General features: G+C 65.3%; 14 protein-coding genes. 6 read left to right on the top strand and 8 right to left on the bottom strand.

What is annotated here, in order from left to right:
* The first annotated feature begins 419 nt into the window (after nt 1-419).
* Complete coding sequence (locus tag FFS21_RS19125; RefSeq protein ID WP_137926348.1) at nt 420-2,003, top strand: 3'-5' exonuclease family protein; 1,584 nt, start codon at nt 420-422, stop codon at nt 2,001-2,003.
* A 112-nt stretch (nt 2,004-2,115) separates the two neighbouring features.
* Nucleotides 2,116-2,535 (top strand): hypothetical protein, encoded by a 420-nt coding sequence (locus tag FFS21_RS19120; RefSeq protein ID WP_137926347.1) that lies wholly within the window; start codon nt 2,116-2,118, stop codon nt 2,533-2,535.
* Between the two features lie 17 nt (nt 2,536-2,552).
* Here FFS21_RS19120 and FFS21_RS19115 read toward each other — a convergent pair whose 3' ends face one another.
* The 6 genes from FFS21_RS19115 to FFS21_RS19090 form a co-directional block, all read right to left on the bottom strand.
* A complete protein-coding gene (locus tag FFS21_RS19115) occupies nt 2,553-3,530 on the bottom strand; it encodes a Bug family tripartite tricarboxylate transporter substrate binding protein (protein WP_137926346.1) in 978 nt (325 codons plus the stop codon).
* Nucleotides 3,527-4,843 (bottom strand): DUF1254 domain-containing protein, encoded by a 1,317-nt coding sequence (locus tag FFS21_RS19110; protein WP_137926345.1) that lies wholly within the window; start codon nt 4,841-4,843, stop codon nt 3,527-3,529. The genes FFS21_RS19115 and FFS21_RS19110 overlap by 4 nt, the downstream gene beginning before the upstream one ends.
* 45 nt (nt 4,844-4,888) lie before the next feature.
* The gene (locus tag FFS21_RS19105; protein ID WP_137926344.1) at nt 4,889-6,220 is read right to left on the bottom strand and encodes a DUF1254 domain-containing protein; all 1,332 of its coding nucleotides are present in this window, start codon (nt 6,218-6,220) and stop codon (nt 4,889-4,891) included.
* Between the two features lie 30 nt (nt 6,221-6,250).
* Nucleotides 6,251-7,246, bottom strand: coding sequence for a Bug family tripartite tricarboxylate transporter substrate binding protein (locus tag FFS21_RS19100; RefSeq protein WP_137926343.1), 996 nt, complete (start codon nt 7,244-7,246; stop codon nt 6,251-6,253).
* A gap of 27 nt (nt 7,247-7,273) precedes the next feature.
* Entirely contained in the window at nt 7,274-9,418 is a 2,145-nt protein-coding gene (locus FFS21_RS19095; RefSeq protein ID WP_137926342.1) for an acetate--CoA ligase family protein, read from the bottom strand.
* A 78-nt stretch (nt 9,419-9,496) separates the two neighbouring features.
* Nucleotides 9,497-10,303 carry an IclR family transcriptional regulator gene (locus FFS21_RS19090; RefSeq protein WP_137926358.1) on the bottom strand — a complete coding sequence of 269 codons (807 nt, stop codon included), beginning with the start codon at nt 10,301-10,303 and terminating at the stop codon, nt 9,497-9,499.
* A gap of 169 nt (nt 10,304-10,472) precedes the next feature.
* Here FFS21_RS19090 and FFS21_RS19085 point away from each other — a divergent pair, with 169 nt between their 5' ends.
* The 3 genes from FFS21_RS19085 (at nt 10,473) to FFS21_RS19075 (ending at nt 13,057) form a co-directional block, all read left to right on the top strand.
* Nucleotides 10,473-11,153 carry a TetR/AcrR family transcriptional regulator gene (locus tag FFS21_RS19085; protein WP_137926341.1) on the top strand — a complete coding sequence of 227 codons (681 nt, stop codon included), beginning with the start codon at nt 10,473-10,475 and terminating at the stop codon, nt 11,151-11,153.
* Between the two features lie 110 nt (nt 11,154-11,263).
* The gene (locus tag FFS21_RS19080) at nt 11,264-12,238 is read left to right on the top strand and encodes a Bug family tripartite tricarboxylate transporter substrate binding protein (protein WP_137926340.1); all 975 of its coding nucleotides are present in this window, start codon (nt 11,264-11,266) and stop codon (nt 12,236-12,238) included.
* Between the two features lie 144 nt (nt 12,239-12,382).
* Nucleotides 12,383-13,057, top strand: a complete 675-nt coding sequence (locus tag FFS21_RS19075; protein WP_137926339.1) for a histidine phosphatase family protein — start codon at nt 12,383-12,385, stop codon at nt 13,055-13,057.
* A gap of 24 nt (nt 13,058-13,081) precedes the next feature.
* Here FFS21_RS19075 and FFS21_RS19070 read toward each other — a convergent pair whose 3' ends face one another.
* Entirely contained in the window at nt 13,082-13,363 is a 282-nt protein-coding gene (locus FFS21_RS19070) for a DUF7696 family protein (RefSeq protein ID WP_137926338.1), read from the bottom strand.
* Nucleotides 13,364-13,638: 275 nt separating this feature from the next.
* Nucleotides 13,639-14,049 (bottom strand): hypothetical protein, encoded by a 411-nt coding sequence (locus tag FFS21_RS19065; RefSeq protein WP_137926337.1) that lies wholly within the window; start codon nt 14,047-14,049, stop codon nt 13,639-13,641.
* 304 nt (nt 14,050-14,353) lie between these two features.
* Here FFS21_RS19065 and FFS21_RS19060 point away from each other — a divergent pair, with 304 nt between their 5' ends.
* Entirely contained in the window at nt 14,354-16,666 is a 2,313-nt protein-coding gene (locus tag FFS21_RS19060) for a mechanosensitive ion channel family protein (protein WP_137926336.1), read from the top strand.
* Nucleotides 16,667-16,956: the final 290 nt, after the last annotated feature.

Here is a 16,956-nt window from a genome sequence, read left to right as displayed (position 1 = left end):
GTTTTACTGTGCGAGCACTTGATACTTTTGAAGCAACACTAAGAACCCGAAGTCCTCAGCGGCGTTCGCCATCAAGCGCCCACACTTATCGGTTGTTTGGTTGTTAAAGAACATTGACGAACAGCTTTGCTGTCGCCGGGTACTGCATTTCTTACTGCGCCTGCCGCGTCGCTTTCGCTGCAGCAGAGAAACGAGATTATGCAGAACATTCATCGTTTCGTCAACAGTTTGCAGAAGATTTTTTTCTCTGCCGGCCAGCGCTGCTAAACCCCGCAACCCCCACCACTGCTGCCCCGCAACCCTTGCCTGCCCTGCGTTTGCAGCGCGGTTTGTGTTGCGAGGGGGCGAATATTAGGCCAGCCAGGAGGATTGCGCAAGGGGTTACGTAAAAGAATTTTCCGATCCGCTAGAATCGCCGGATGACGTCGGATCTTACCTACCTGCCTGAACGCCTGGAAACTCGCCAGGCGGGGGCGCTCGATGCGCATGCACTGGCTGCCGCGCTGGCGCGTCCTATTGTATTTGTCGATCTGGAAACGACCGGTGCCGATGCCCAGCGTGACCGGATTACAGAAATCGGCGTGGTCGAAGTGGGGCCGGACGGTATTCAGGAATGGGACATCCTCTTGGACCCCGAAGCCAGCATCCCGCCATTCATCCAGGGGATGACTGGCATCACAGAAGAGATGGTGCGTGGCCAGCCGACCTTCGGCTCGATTGCAGAAGGACTGATCGAGCGCCTGCAGGGAAAGCTGTTCATTGCCCATAACGCGCGGTTCGACTACGGATTCCTGAAGACCGAGTTCCGGCGCGCCGGCCTGACGTTCCGGGCGGATGTGCTGTGCACCCTGCGCCTGTCCCGCTCCTTGTTCCCCTCGGTGGAGCGCCACGGGCTCGATGCGCTGATCGCCCGGTTTGACCTGGCACCGAAGGGGCGCCACCGTGCACTGGCCGATGCGGAACTGCTTTGGCAGTTCTGGCAAAAGATCCATGGTATTTATTCCGTGGATCTTGTCGAAGCGGCGGTCAAATCATTGGTAAAGCATGCGAGCCTGCCGTCTGGCCTGACCGAGACATCGCTGGATGATGTTCCCGACCGTCCCGGCGTATATATGTTTCATGGCGACGATGACGCGCCGCTCTACGTCGGCAAGAGCATTCATCTGCGCCAGCGCATTCGCGCGCACTTCTCTGGTGATCACACCAACGGCAAGGACATGCAGTTGTCTCGTCAGGTGCGCCGGGTGGATTGGCGCGAGACTGGGTGCGAGGCCGGTGCGCTGCTATTGGAGGCGCACCTCGTCAAGTCGCTTCGCCCTCTATATAACCAGCAACTCCGTCACTACGACGAGTTGTTCGCCTGGGAGATGATGGAGGGCATGCCTGCGCCGCGCCTGCGCTCCAATCGCCTGACCGATTTCAGCCGTCACGCGGCACTCCATGGCGCGTTCACCAGCCGCACTGCGGCGCGCGCCTGGCTGGGAGCCCTGGCAAACGAGCACCGCCTTTGTCAGGTGACGTTGCTGTTGGAGCCGGCTGCGCGGCGGGGCAATCCTTGCTTTGCGCGGCAACTGCACCGTTGCAACGGTGCCTGCACCGGCGAAGAGTCCGGGCCGGCGCATGGCAGGCGGACGCTCGCCGTCATCGAGTCGCAGGCGTTACGGCGATGGCCGTTTGACGGCCCGGTCGCCTGGCGCGAGGCGGATCACCAGCCTTGGCATGTCATCGAGGACTGGTGCTACCTCGGCATGGCCAACACGCTGGAGGAAGCGGCGCAATTGACCGAGCCGCCGGCCCGCTTCGATATCGATACCTACCAGATCCTCTTGCCCTATCTGTCGGATCTGTTGGCTCGGGCCGTCCCGCTTGTATCGGCGCGAGGCTTCATGCTGACCGCTCCCACGCCCCTGCCAACCAGACGGGATGCTGCGGGCCGGCCGCGCCTGACTGCCCGGAGCCAGCCGAGGGACCGAGCCGCGGATACCTTGTCCCTGTTTGAGTAAGGCCCACGAATTGGTGCGGTAGCGCGCATAATCATGCGACCTGCCGCTGTCAGCCCGGCAGGAAGTCGTCTAGTCTCCGACAAATGGGTCTGCCGCCCAAGATGGAGTCGCCATGCCTGCGTTGTCCCGCCATACAGCCTGTCGCCTCCTGCTCGCCCCGGCCGCGATCGCGCTGGCCGCCGCGTGCGCCAATATCGAAGGCGGCACCATGTCGCGCATCTTCGATTCCTGGAAAGGCGCGCCCATCGATCAGGCCAAGGCCCAATGGGGGCCGCCGAAGTCTGTACAGAACGTCTCCGGCGGTACCGCCTATGTATGGAACGATGAAGTGCCCCTGGCACATCCCCCCGGATATGGCCCGCGCGATGCCGGATTGGAGCCGCCGCAGCGCTTCGGTCAGTGCCAGCGCAAGCTCATCGCCGGCCCCGACGGACACGTCAGCCGGGGCGAGTGGAGCGGCGATGCCTGCTGCACCCAGAGTCTGATTGGGCAATGCGCCAGGCTGGCGCGTAAGCCGGCCAGCACTGGCTGATCACCGATCGGACATCGCTACTCCAGCACGATGCCGCGCGCCCGCACCAGCGCGCCCCATTTCTTCACTTCGGCATCGATGAAACCAGACAACTCCGCGCTGCTGCCCGGCGCGGGCTGCAATCCCAGCGACAACAGTTTCTGACGGATCTGCGCATCTTCAAGCGCCTGACTCGCGTCGCGGTTGATCTGCTGGACGATGGCGGGCGGTGTCCCCGCCGGGGCCACGATGCCAAACCATCCATAGCCGATCACGCCAGGCACGCCCTGTTCTGCAAAAGTCGGCGCGTCCGGATAAACCGGTGTGCGCGCATCGGCTGCGACGGCGATCACGCGCAGCTTGCCGGCCTGGATGAATGGCAGCGCCGTGGTGATCGCGGTCAGCGTGGCGTCCACGCGCCCGGCCAGCAGTTCCGTGTAGGCAGTGGCATCACCCCGGTAGTGGACATTGAGCGCCTTGAACTTCGATTGCGACGCGAACAACTCCGCCGTCAGGTGCGGCCCCGAGCCGATGCCCGGCGAGGCGAATGTCACGCCCTCGGGCTTCTGCTGCGCCATCTTCACGAAATCGCCAACGGTCTTGATGGGCGAGTTCGCGTTGACGATCAGGAAGACCGGGCCGAGCACACGCGGGCCCACGGCCACGAAATCCTTGTGGATGTCGAAGCGCTGCGACAGTCCGGCCCCGGTATTGATGGCGAACGGCGCGGCGGCCCAGAGCAGCGTGTAGCCGTCGGGCGCGGCGTGCGCCACGGATTCGCTCGCTACACGCGTGCCGGCGCCCGGCTTGTTCTCCACCACTACCTGCTGGCCGTACTTGCGGCTCAATGCCTCGGCCAGCACTCGTGCCGATGTATCGTTCGACCCGCCTGGGCCATAGGGCGAGACCAGTCGCACCGGCTTGGTGGGCCACGTATTGGCGAATGCGGAGGGAACGATGCCGGCCAGCATCATCGCGCCCACCAGTCGGCGGCGCACGAGGTTGGTCGGATTCATGATGCCTCCCTGACCCGCGCGATGGCCGGGTATCGATACGTCCTGTCGAGGTGCGAAGGCTGCGGAACGTAAAGGCGCAGTGCCACGTAGAACGGGCCAGCCGGCGCGGGAAGCCAGTTGCCTTGCTGTGCCGCATCGCTCGGCGGCTGCGCGGAAAGATGCAGGGTCAGGCTACCGTCCGGGCCACGTGCGAGCGAGGGCGAACGGTCGCCCAGCGAGTAGCGCGCGATCTCGTTCTGCACGAGCATGCAGTCACCTTTGTCGTACATGGTCAGCGACCAGAAGGCGCCGACCTCGGGCAGATTGTCGAGGGCGAAGTCGAGCCGGTAGGCATGGCGGCCATCGAGCGGGGCGTTATCGCCATCGCGGTCGGCGATGATGTACATCGCTTCCTGCACGCCCAGTGCGCCGATGTAGTTGCGTGCCACCAGCGCACGTTGCAGGTAGTTTGTGCCGTACGATTCGCGCACGTCCACCGACATCGCCCAGCCGCCGCCCATGTCCGATGCCTGCGGCTCGGCCAGATCCTTGAGCACATCCGTGAGCGCGCCAGCGAGTATGTCGAGCTGTGTTGCAGTAGCCGTCAAGCCTGCGCCGATGCCGACCTCGGCAAAGCGTCGCATCAGCCTGGCTTCGGCCACCGACGGCGCATTGTCGGCCTGCATCCAGTTGACGATCTCCGCGAACCGGCGCGCATCGCCAAGGTGCTCGCGCGGCTGCATGGAGACATCGAACGGGAACGCGGCAGGCGAACCGTCGATCCGGTTCAGCGCGATGGCGTCCTGCAAGGCGTGGACCGCCGGCAGGTCGGCTTCGCCATCGACGAGCAGCCGTCCGATCATCCACACGGCATTGGTCGCACATGCCACGGCATGCATGCCTTCCGGCACTACGCCATGCCAGTCCGGTCCATGCAGCAGGAACTTGCCTGCTTGCGTGCCTGTGGTGCGGCTGCCGATATAGCCGAACGGATTGGTGTAGGCGTCGAGCAGGCCGAGCACGTAGTAGCGGCCATTGAAGTCGGGGACGTCGATCACCACGGGCTCGCGCGAGAGGTCGAGCCACGCGTTGGTGTATAGCGTGTCGTTGTTTGGTGTGACCACTTGGCGATGCTGCGGGCCGAGCAGTTCACGCGTATGGATCAGGTGGTTCACCCAGCGCAGCGTGGAATCCGGACCATCGCCGGCAAAGTGCCCGGCGCGGTCACGGCGCGGGCAGGTGGCCGCGCGCATGCGCGCCATTTCGTACAGGGGCAGCGTGTGGATCACGGCATCGCGCGCCAGTTGCTGCAATTCGGTGTAGCTCTGCGGCATGAAGGTTGTCTCCGATCTGTTCTTGTATGGATAGGATGCCGCCGCTCAGGCGACCCGCTGCACGGCGGGAATCGCGTACTGCCCCGTCATGAATCCCGTAGTCGGGTGATACAGGCGCAGGATCAGGTAGAAACTGCCTGCCGGCGCCGGCAGCCAGTTCGCATCGTCGGCGGGACGCTTGTGCGAGATGTCGATGACCAGCGCGCCATCGGCTTCCCAGCGCAGGCCCGGCGTGCGGTCGCCCACGGCATAGCGGCCGGCTTCATTGGCGGTGAAGTAGCGATCCTCGCCATAGAGCGAGACTGACCAGAACGCCTCGGCGGGCGGCAGCCGGCCGGCATCGAAGCGCAGCGCGTAGCTGTGCGATCCATGCAGGCGCTCGCCGTTGGTATCGAAATCCGACATCGCGTAGACGGCCTCGTCGGCGCGCAACGCTCCCAGTCCCTTCATCGCCGTACAGGCGCGCAGCAGCCAGTCATCGCCATATATGCCGAGCTTCAGGCTGTAGCCCCACGCCTTCTGGCCCTGGCTGCGCGTATGGGCCTCGATCAACGCCATACCCTGCGCGTAAGCACTGCGCAGGCCCGCGACAACCGATGCGCGCATCGACGCAATCTCTGGCTCGTCCTCGATCCGGATGCCTACCTTGCGCAGCAGCGTGAAGACGCCCTGCTCTTCGGCAGTGGGCGGAAAATCTCGCTGCGCGCGGAACAGGTTCTGGAAAAAGTCCATGGCGGCATCGCCGGTGTCCTGCCACTGCGTGACGCTGAGCGGACGCGCCGGGCCGGCGCTTTGCACAACCTTAAAGCCTTGTTCGAAGGCGTAGGCGCGCGGCAGATCCTCGGCGCCCGTGACCAGCACGCGCCCCAGCACCCAGACCAACGAAGTAGGCGAAGCCACGGCATTGGCCGAACTGGCCTGCCAACCGGGACCGACGATCTCCACATCTGCGCCTTCGGCGGGCACGTTGCGCGCGCCGAGATTGGCGAAGTTGTTGGTATGCGCGTCGAGCAGTTCCACCACGTAGAAGCGGTCGGCATCGGGCAGAGCGGGCACGCGCAGCGTCACCGGGCCATCGGCCAGGTTGAGCCAGCCGCAGAAGTACAGCAGGTCGTTGGCCGGCGTGACGATATCGCGGTCTTCGTGCGTCCACTGCCGCGTGCTGGCCGAGAGCATGTTCATCGGCGCGCGGCCATAACCCGTGGGAGCATCCACCGACGTCTGCAACTGGCAGGTACGCAGCGTCTCGATCAGCGGATAGCCGTAGATCACCAGCGGCAATGCGGCGGCGGCCACGAACGCCTCTTGCGGGCTGGCGTAGACCGGTGCGGAAATCGCGCGGGAGGCAAGCGCCTCGGGCGATGCGGGATGGTTCATGTCTGTGTCTCCTGTTTTCTGTTCGATGCGTTATTCGAGTGCGGCGCCGCTGGATTTCACGAGCGTGGCCCAGGTGCGGGTGTCCTCGCGGATCTGCGTCGTGAACTGCGTGCGGCTGATCGGCGCGTAGCGCATGCCGAAGCTGGCGATCTGCGCCTGCAGCGCGGGGTCCTGCATGGAGTGCTGCATCGCCTGATCCAGCCTGTCGACGATGGGTGTCGGCGTGCGCGCCGGGGCGAACAGCGCGAACCAGCTATCGAGCTTGAACGGAATGCCCGATTCGGCGAACGTGGGCACATCGGGCAGCGCCTCCGACCGCTCGGCGCCCGAGACGGCCAGCGCGCGGATCTTGCCGGCGCGAATCTGCGGCAGCGCGGCGGTCAGGTCTGCCATGGCGATCTGCAGCGTGCCGCCCATCAGGTCGTTCAACATCGGCGCCACACCCTTGTACGGCACATGGCGAAGGTGGATGCCGGCCGCCACGTTCAGGCTCTCGCCAGCCAGATGGCCGCCCGAACCCGGTCCCCACGAGCCGTAGGTCACGTCAGCACCGGACTGCTTCGCCAGCGCGACCAGCGCCTTGATATCGCGCGCCGGGTAGGCTGGATTCGCGACGAGCACGTTGCCGCCGTACGCGATGCGGCCAATCGCCACGAAGTCGCGCAGCGGTTCGTACGGCAGCTTTGGATAGATCGACGGGGCGATGGCGTGCGTGCCCGAGATGCCGAGCAGCAGCGTATAGCCGTCCGGCGCCGCGCGTGCCACCTGTGCGCTGCCGATGGTGCCCGTAGCGCCGGCCACGTTTTCGACGATAACCGTGGCCTTGAGGTACGTCGACAGTCGTGCGGCCAGCAGTCGCCCCACCACATCCGTACCCCCGCCTGCCGGGAATGGCACCACGAGCCGGATCGGTTTGTCCGGATAGTTGTCGGCCGCCGTGGCGGGTCCTGACATGAAGCCCGTCGCCAGTGCCGCAATCGTCATGAAGGCCAGCCCGCGCAGCGTCCTGCGAATGGTGTGTCGCATGGGTGATGTCTCCTCTTGTAATGACGCTCAGCGCAGCGTGATGACTGCATCGGCAGCGACAAGGCCGTCGCGGCTGACGATGAACGGATTGATTTCGAGTGTGTCGAGCCGCTCGCCAATCGCATCCGCCACGCGCGATACGTTGACGAGCACATCGGCCACCGCATCCAGATCGAGCGATGGATGACCGCGATGCCCGGTACACAACGCTGCCGCGCGGCTCTGTTCGAGCATGGCCCGTGCACGTTGCCGCGACAGCGGTGCGAGGCCGAACGCCATCTGCCGAAAAATCTCCACGGCCGTGCCGCCAATACCCGCGAGCGCCACGAGTCCGAAGACCGGATCGCGCCGCACGCCCACCATGATCTCGCCCCAGCCGCGCACCATGCGCGCCACGATGGCACCTTCGAACGGCACCGGCTTGCCATCGGCGCCCTGTACGGTCCCTGCCGCATCCCGCACGCGCGCAAACGCCGCGCGTACCGCATCGGCATCCTGCAAGCCCAGTACCACGCCGCCGATATCGCTCTTGTGCAGCACATGGCGCGAGCAGAGCTTGACCGCCACCGGGAAGCCGATCGATTGCGCGACGCGCACCGCTTCGTCGGGATCGTGTGCCAGACCGTGCGGCGCCACGGGCACGCCAGCCTCGGCCAGCCATGTCATGGCCTCGGCTTCGGAGAGTGCGGCCACGCCATCGGGAACCGGCATGGACAGCTTCGATGTGGTGGACTGCGCCGTCCTGCCAGCGTCCGATGCCGTCGCTTCCATGGCAGCCGCGCGGGCCAGCGCCGCCACGGCTTCCATCGTGTGTGCGGGTTCGCGGAAGACCAGGCAACCGCGTGCCTCCAGCCATTCGCGTTTCTCGTCGTCCATCACGCCAGAGATCAGCAGCGGCGCGGCGCTGGGGTCGGCGGCCAGTCCGGTGATGGTGTCCTGCAGCGCCGTCCACAGGCGCGGCGCGTTGGCACCGCCGGCCAGGAATGCGGCCACGCTGCCGTATTCGCCGCAGCGCGCCACGTTGGCGAGCGCGTCGACGAACACTTGCGGCTGCGCCACCACCTGACCCGTGACGTCGATGGGGTTGGTGGTGCTTGCGAATGGAATTGCCTTGCGCAATGCCTGCGCAGCGGCGGCGGGCATGGCCGGCAGCGGCAGGCCCTGTGTTTCGGCACTGTCGGCCATCATGATGCCCACGCCGCCCGACACCGTGACAATGGCGACCGGCGCCACGGCATCGGCGGGCAGGCCCGAGCGGGAGGCCCACTGGCGAGGCCGGCTGCCGCGCGCGAGCGTGTACCCGAGCCGGAAAAACGCTTCGAGCGTATGCGCCCGATGCACGCCGTACTCGTCGAACACCGCCTGGTAGACGGCATCCTCGCCGGCCAGGCTAGCGGTATGCGATTGCGCGGCGCTGGCACCGGCCGCCGTGGTGCCGACCTTGGCGATGACCACAGGCTTGCCCGCGTCGCGTGCGGCAGCCAGTGCGCGACGCAGCCGCACGCCATCGCGCGCCCCTTCCATATAGGCCAAAATCACGCGTGTCTGCGGATCGTGCGCGAGCCATTCGATGACATCGGCCACTTGCAGGCCGGCCTCGTTGCCCGTGGTCACCCAGTGGCTCAAGCCAAGCTTGGCCTCGCGCGCCAGCGCAAACGCATACGCACCGAAGGCGCCGCTCTGGCTGACCAGTCCCACCTCACCCACGGGCGGCACGCCAGTCAGCGGAATGGGCGAGAACGTGCCGAACATGCGCTCGCGCAGATTCATCGCGCCGAGGCAGTTGGGGCCGAGCAGTTGCACGCCGTGGGCCTGTGCCTGCGAGGCCAGCGCGTGCTGGAGCGCATCGCCGCCCTCCACTTCGGCAAACCCGGAAGTGAAGACGATGGCGGCACGCGTACCGGCGCCACCCAGTTGCGCCATCACCTCGGGCGCTCCGGAGGCCGGCACGGCGACGATGGCCAAGTCCACGGGCTCGCCGATGGAGGCAATATCCGGATAGGCCCGCAGGCCCTGCACGGAGTCGGCACCGGGATTCACGGGGAAGACACGGCCCGCGTAGCCGAGTTCGGCGAGCAGTCGCACGGGGACACCGCCAACTTTATCGGGAGAGGTCGAAGCACCGACGATCGCGATCGACCGTGGGCACAGCAACGGCTGCAAATCCTGCATGTTGTCTCCATCCTCGATGCCTGCGGTACATGCCGCCAGCATTCGTTCGTGCGGGAATTCCGGTCCCGCGCCCGGCGGCTAGCGTCCCACGCCAGCCATGATCTCGATCGACCGCACCATCTCGCGCAGCAGTGGCGCCACGCGCTTCTCCATCGAACCTCGACGGACGCGCAGCCCCGGCATGGCGCAGTTGAACAGCAGCGGCCGGTTCAGATAGACGATGCGCGAATACACGCCCACGCCGTGGATACCCTCGCCGGCATCGCCCTCGTTCAGCGCGAAGCCGCGTTTTGGGTAGTGCGCCACGTTGTGGCACACGGTGTCGTAGCAGGCCGCGTATTCATCCGGCCGCTCCACGCGGGCGGCTTCCATCAGCGTTTCGAATTCACGTTTCGATTGCGTGCAGAGGAACGCGCGCCCCATCGCCGTGGTCATCACGCTGCGCACCGCGCCCACGGCCGGCCGGGCCGAGGTGCCTTCGTGATGCGTGCAGGATTCCAGATACGTCACGTCGAGCCGGTGTGCCACGCCCATCGACACGGCGCCCTCCACCTCGTTGGCCAGCGCCTGCATCAGGGGCCGGGCCAGATGCCGTACCTGCAGCCCGGCCAGGTAGGGATAGCCCAGCGCCAGCACTTGCGCGCCGACAAAATACTTGTCGAGCTTGGGGTCCCAGTCGAGATAGCCCAACTCGAACAATGTGCGGCAGATACGCGATACCGTGGCGCGGGGCAGTTGCAGCCGTTGCGACAGTTCGCCGTTGCCGAGCGGTCGTGGGTCGTCGATAAAGCAGCGCAGCAGCGCGAAGCCCTTGGCCAGCAGTCCGCCAAACGAGGGGTCCTCGAGGCGGCGCTCGGCAATGAATTGTTCGACGGGCTTGTTCATCGGCATGTCGTCTCCTGTTTCCCAGTGTGGTCGGCCCGATCATTGTGTGTCAAAAAGCGGAACGAATTTCCATATATTGGAAATACAGATCGTAAACCCCGACTTGACGGCCCTTGCGGCCATCCGTAACGTTCAAAACCGAATCCGAATTCGAATACGGAAAATTCTTATGCCTGCCCTGTCACCCAACATGGAATCGAGCCACGCCGCCTTCCCGCGCGTCGATACCACCTCCGTCCTCCAGCCGCCGCGCCAACGCCGTGCGCGCGAAACCGAGCAGGCGCTGCTGGCCGCCGGCCGTGAGTTGCTGGCCGAGCGCGATTTCACTGCGGTCTCGGTGGCCCAGATCGCGTCGGCCTGCCAGGTGTCGGTGGGCGCCTTCTACGGCCGCTTCCGGGACAAGATGGCATTCTTCGAGGCGCTGCGTGCGTCGGTGATGGAGGAGTCGGACAGTTCGGTGGCCCGCTACATGGCCGAGCATCGCTGGCAGGACGTGCCGCCGCGCCAGGTCATCGAGAAGACGCTGCACTTCATGGTCAATGGCTGCCGCAACAATCGCGGCGTGATTCGTGCGTCCCTCAAACACGCCACGGCGCGTCCCGAGGAATGGCTGCCGCATCAGCGCAATGGCCAGGAAATCATCGAACGGCTGGTGACAGTCGTGGTGCCGCGCCTGCCCGGCCCCCCCGAGGAAGCGGAACTGCGGCTGCGCTTTGCCATGCAGATGGCATTCGGCACGCTGGTCAACGCCATCCTGAACAATCCCGGCCCGTTCCCGCTCGACGACGACCGGCTGCCGCAGGAAATGTCGCGGATGGTCGCCAGCTACCTGCAGCTCGACGACGCCTGAACGACCGAAGCCCCCTGTTTTCCCTCGCTTCACCCACCAACCGCCCGCATCAGCCGCAACCATAGCGGCACGTCCCCGCTCGGACCGGGCCTATAACGAGGAGACACACCATGAAGCTTTCGAGCCTGGCCTGCGCGGCGCTTGCCGCCTTGCTGCCCCTGGCGGCATCCGCACAGGGCGACTATCCCAACAAGCCGGTGCGCCTGGTAGTGCCCTACCCGGCCGGCGGCCTGACCGACTCGCTGGCCCGCCAGGTGGCGGACGGGCTGTCGAAGCGGCTGGGGCAGCCCGTGGTCGTCGAAAACAAGAGCGGTGCCGGCGGCATCATCGGCACCGATTTCGTCGCCAAGTCGGCGGCGGACGGCTACACGTTGCTGATGACCATCCCCGGCCCGCTGACGGCCAACATCGCGCTCTACAAGAAGCTGCCCTACGATCCGCGCACCGAACTGCGGCCGATTTCCGACATCGCCAACGCGCGCACGGTGCTGACCGTCAACAGCACGGTGCCGGTGAAAACCGTCAACGAGCTGATTGCCTACGCCAAGAAGGAGCCGGGCAAGCTGCGCATGGGATCGTGGGGGCCGGGCACCCAGCCGCATACGTTCCAGGCGTACATGGACAAGACCTACAGCATCGACATCCTGCACGTACCGTATCGTGGCGAAGGCCCGATGGTGTCGGACCTGCTGGCCGGACAGGTGAACATGACGGTGGGTTCGGTGACCACGCTGCGCCAGCACATGGCCGCAGGCAAGTTGCGGCCGATTGCCGTGGCAGGCACCACGCGCGCCAAGGCGCTGCCCGACGTGCCGACCTTCACCGAGGCCGGTTACAGCGATGCCGCGTACAAGATCATCGGCCCCATCACGCTGGTGGCGCCGGCCAAGACGCCGGAAGCCATCATCGAACGGCTGGGGCGCGAAACCTCCGCGCTGGTGAAGACGCCGGAGATGCAGGCCAAGATCGACGAGATGGGCGCCGAGCCTATCGGCAACACGCCCGCCGAGGCCGAGCGCGCCTACAAGGCGTATCTGCCCGTGATCCTCAAGCTGACGGCCGATACCGGCGTCACGCTGGACTGAGGCTGGATGGATGTTGCTGCGGCCATGCGTTCATCCTCCGAATGCATGGCACCGATGGCCGGCATGAATTCCGGCGGGCCTCGCTAGGTCCGCCGGCGTCGCGCATCTAGAATCGCGACATCGCAATTTCCCGATTTCCTCCCCATGGCCACGCTATTTCTGGTCCGTCACGGACAAGCCTCTTTCGGTGCCGCCAACTATGACTGCCTGTCCGACGTGGGACGGCAGCAGGCGCGATGGCTAGGCGAATACTTCAAGGATCGCGGGGTGCAGTTTCGGCGTGTGGTGGCCGGCACACTGGTGCGTCAGCAGGACACGGCATACGAGATCCTGAGCGGCATGGGCGTGGAAGGGCTGGCCGTGGAGTCTCATGCAGGACTCAATGAATACGATGGGGAATCGCTCTATCGCAGCTTTACCGATGGTGCCGACCATCGGGCTCATCAGAATAGCGATTACCAGGACTACTGGCGCACGTTCCGGGCGGCCTTCGCAGCCTGGACGCAGGGCGAACTGAACGGCATGCCGGAAACCTGGATCGATTTTGGCGCGCGCATGCAGACTGCCCTGTCGAATGCCGTGGAAGGGGCCGCGCGCGAGGATTCACTACTCGTGGTCAGTTCGGGCGGTGCAATTGGCCGCGCCGTGGCCGACCTGCTCGGCGCACCTACGCAAACCGCCATCGAACTGAACCTGCAATTCCGCAATACCGGCTTCTGCGAACTGATCGTCGGCCGGGGCACGCAGCGTCTGCTGAGCTTCAACAACGTGCCGCACCTCGAACGCGCCGAACGGCGCAGCGCGATTACCTTCGCCTAGCGGGCATTTCCGGCATTCCCGGCCTTACATGAGGCGGGCGATGGCCTCGGCACGGATTGCCTCTGACTTGGCCTTCAGGCGCAGGGCGGCATCTGCGCCGCGCTCGTTGGCCACGCGTTCGATAAAGGCCGTGCGCGCCGGATCGGCCAGTGTCGCCACGTGCGAAGCCTCGCAGAAAATCTTCCAGGCCATGGGCTGGCCGTTGTACTCATCACGACGGCGCAGCATGGCAGTGTCGATGGCGCGGGCGATCACGGCGTCGTGTGCAAAGGTGGAATGGGTGCGGGTGGCGAAGGTCTGGAACATGGTGGTCTCCCGGTCGGCAAGTCTTATGGCTGGCGATCTTGTTCACCGGATACAGTCTGCAAGCGACATGCCAATATCGGCACCGATCAGGCCAACCCATACCGCTGTTTGAAGCGATGCGGCGCCAGGCCGCGCCAGGCGGTCGTTTCAGACTGTCCCACCCCACTTCAGTCGGGCGGAAGAATGCCGCTGCGGCACTCGCCAAACACGCTGCCGGAAACAAAAAAGGCGTTACGGGTTACGTAACGCCTTGCTTGTGCCGCGTGACATCGCTCTCATGCGCGGGCGCCATCCAGGTACGGGTCGAACGAGCGGCCCGGGGCAGCCGAGACGCCGATCCGGTCGAGGCCGGCGATGAAGCGGGCACCGTCGTTATAGGGGTCGGCGTTGCGGGCGCCGTCCAGATACGGATCAGCCGTACGGGCCGGGGCAGCCGAGACGCCCACCTTGTCGAGGCCGGCAACCGTGCGGGCGCCGTCCGTGAACGTATCCACCTTGCCGGCACGGGCGCCGTCGGTGAAGGCGTCGTGCGTGCGGAATTCATAACCATACTTGTCTGCGGAAACCGTCGTGCGGAACTGGTAACCATACTGGTCGGCCGGGACGGTGCCGGCTTGGGCGGTGCCCAGCGCAGCCAGCGACAGGACGAGGGCAGAAGCGATATTCAGGGCGTTGGTCTTGGTCATGATGCTCTCCGGTAAAAAAACGATCAAAAATTTATAGGTTGGTTTGTATGGTCCGGCGCGGTTCGGCCTGGCTACTTTCTTCGCTGCCCGCTTTGTTGCGCGCCGTCCATGAACAGAACTATAGGCTTCCGCCCTCATCGTAAAATCACCATGTTAAGGACGAGTTATTCAATTTTTTTGAATCGAAGTTGGACGACGCATGCGCCCGCCAGGCGACTTGCCTGCGCGATGCCGCGCCGCAATGCGCTACAGTGACGCGCATGCTGGCTCACCGACGGTGATCGACCACCGCTTGCGCCCTTCCATGCATCGTTTGCGCCCCCGCTCCCTGTTCTGCCTGCTGTCTCTCTGGACGGCTGCCCTGCTGCTCGTGCTGGCGGGTGGTAATCCGGCTATGGCCGCCGGATCGCCCATCCTCGCCGCCGTTCAGAAGGCCGAAGCCCCGCCAGCCTCGGCGCCTGCCGCCAGTGCCCCGCTGGCCCAATCGCTCGACGAGGTCATCCACACGTTGCAGAACGACAAGGACCGCCAGGCACTTGTCACGCAACTACAGACGCTGCGACGCGGGTTGGATGCGTCAGCGGCCGGTGCCTCTTCGGCTGCCGCATCCGCCAGCGACGCATCACCGGGCCTGATTGGCGCGGTGGCCCAGGCGCTGCAGGACATCGACCGCGCGCCGCACAAGGACCGCGGTCCGTGGCAGTACTGGCGCTGGCGTATCGACTTCGCGGGCGAGGAGTGGCATGAGGCGCTGACCGTTGGACGCACACGCAGCAGCCTGGAATCGTGGCGCGAGTTCGGCGTCGTGCTGTTGGGCTGGGCGGCCACGGGCTGGGTCTTCTTCGAACTGTCGCGACGCCTGCACCGCAGCCGGGTGCGCGGCCCGCGTCCCACACCGCTGCCCACGGTGCCCTCGTGGATCGACGTGGGCATCTATTTCCTGCGGCGCATCGGACCATGGATCATAGCGTTCGGGCTGACGCTGCTGCTGGCCTACCAGGTCTTCGGACGCACGCCAGCCAGCATGGGCGCGGTGCTCGTGGCCTATGCCATCGTGGCGGGCGCCATCATGTCGGCGGTCTGCCAGGTCATCTTTGCGCTGTTCCAGTCGGGCCACCGGCGGGCCGCGGTGCGCGACCTGCTCGGGCATTCACCGCTGCTGTTGTTCGTGACCGGGGCACTGGCCGCGCTGGGCGAAGCCAACACCGACCCGCGTGTGATTGCTTCGTTGGGCGTCAATCTGTCGGCGCTGATCAGCACGCTGGCCAATATCCTGGCGGCCATCCTGATTGGCGTCTTCGCGGTACGTTTCCGCCGCGCCATTGGCCAGCTCATCGCCTGCCGCCCGTTTGCGTTCCGCCAGGAACATCCCGCGCTGATGGACTTGCTGCGCATGACGGGCGAGGCGTGGTACCTGCCGATGCTCGCCGTGGTGGTGGCGTCGGTCATCGGCACGATCATGGCCACGGGTCATGCCGATGAATTCCTGCGACGCGCGGTGTTGACCGTGGCGCTGTTCGTCAGCGCCACGTTGCTGACGCTTGTCGTAGGCCGCTCGCCCAAGGCCACCAAGCGCGCACCCCGGCTGCGCGACCGCCGGCGTTCGGCGTATATCCAGCGGTTCGGGCGTTTTGGCGTGGCCATCGTGCGCGTGGCCATCTGGGTGGCCTTCCTCGAACTCAATGCGCGCATCTGGAACACCTCGTTGATGCGACTGGCCGAGGCCACCGTCCTGGGCCGTCATATCACCCAATCGATCCTGAGCGTGATCGGCGTGGTGCTGCTGGCCTGGCTGGTCTGGCTGCTGATCGACACCGCCATCACGCAGTCGCTCACCCCCGGTAACACCCGCGCGCCGCAGCCAAGCCTGCGCGCCCGGACGATCCTGCCGCTGGTGCGCAATGCCTCATTCGTGGCCCTGCTGGTGGTGGCGATGATTGCAGTGCTGGCCAACCTGGGCGTCAACGTCACGCCGCTGCTCGCGGGCGCGGGCGTGGTCGGGCTGGCCATCGGCTTCGGTGCGCAAAGCCTGGTGCAGGACCTGATCACTGGCCTGTTCATCGTGATCGAGGATTCCATTGCGATCGGAGATTCGATCGAACTGCCGGACCACTCGGGCGTGGTGGAAGGCATGACGATCCGCACGGTGCGGCTGCGCGACGGCAAGGGCGCGCTGCACACGCTGCCCTACAGCCAGATCAAGGCTGTCAAAAATCTGTCACGCGGCTACGCGTTCGCGGTCTTCAATATCTCGATTTCCTACCAGAGCGATTTCGACCGCGCGCTGGAAATCATTCGCGAGACCGGCGCCGAGGTGTCTTCGGACTATCGCTATAGCCGCAACCTGCTATCGGGACTCGACATCCTTGGCCTCGACCGGTTCGATCCGAACGGACAGGTGGTGCTGGCCCAGTTCAAGACCCGCCCCCTGATGCAGTCCGACATCTCGCGCGCCTTCAATATCCGGCTCAAACGCAACTTCGATGCGGAGGGCATCCGGATGGCAGCACCCTACGTGACCGTTCAGGTGGATGGCGGAAGTGCCGAAAATGCCATCGCTGCCGCGGCTGGCGCAGGCGCCGAAATCGTCACGTCCAAAGCGCCGTCTACGACATGATTTCGGCCGGGATGTGGAGGGCGGGTCTCGCCCGCTGCCGGCTGTCTCATTTACGCCAAGAAAAATCCGGACATTCTTGTCTATTAGTTTGAAATAGGTCCGTCGCCGCATTACTATCTCGCCAACTTCGACAGCGCCCGACGTAGACCGGTGCACTGTCCCCAATCAACCGGAAAGGCAGGCGCGGCGCAGGTCTTGAGCAAGCGCCCCCTCCCACGGCGGGATGTTCCCGCATCCGGTTTTTGCACGATGATCCGATACACGGCAAGACGCACCCATCGCTCGATGAG

Origin of the sequence: Cupriavidus sp. 2SB (genome assembly GCF_005503625.1) — a bacterium.
GTDB lineage: Bacteria > Pseudomonadota > Gammaproteobacteria > Burkholderiales > Burkholderiaceae > Cupriavidus.
The sequence above is the reverse complement of the archived record's forward strand: the minus strand, read 5'-3'. Positions and strand labels throughout refer to the sequence as shown.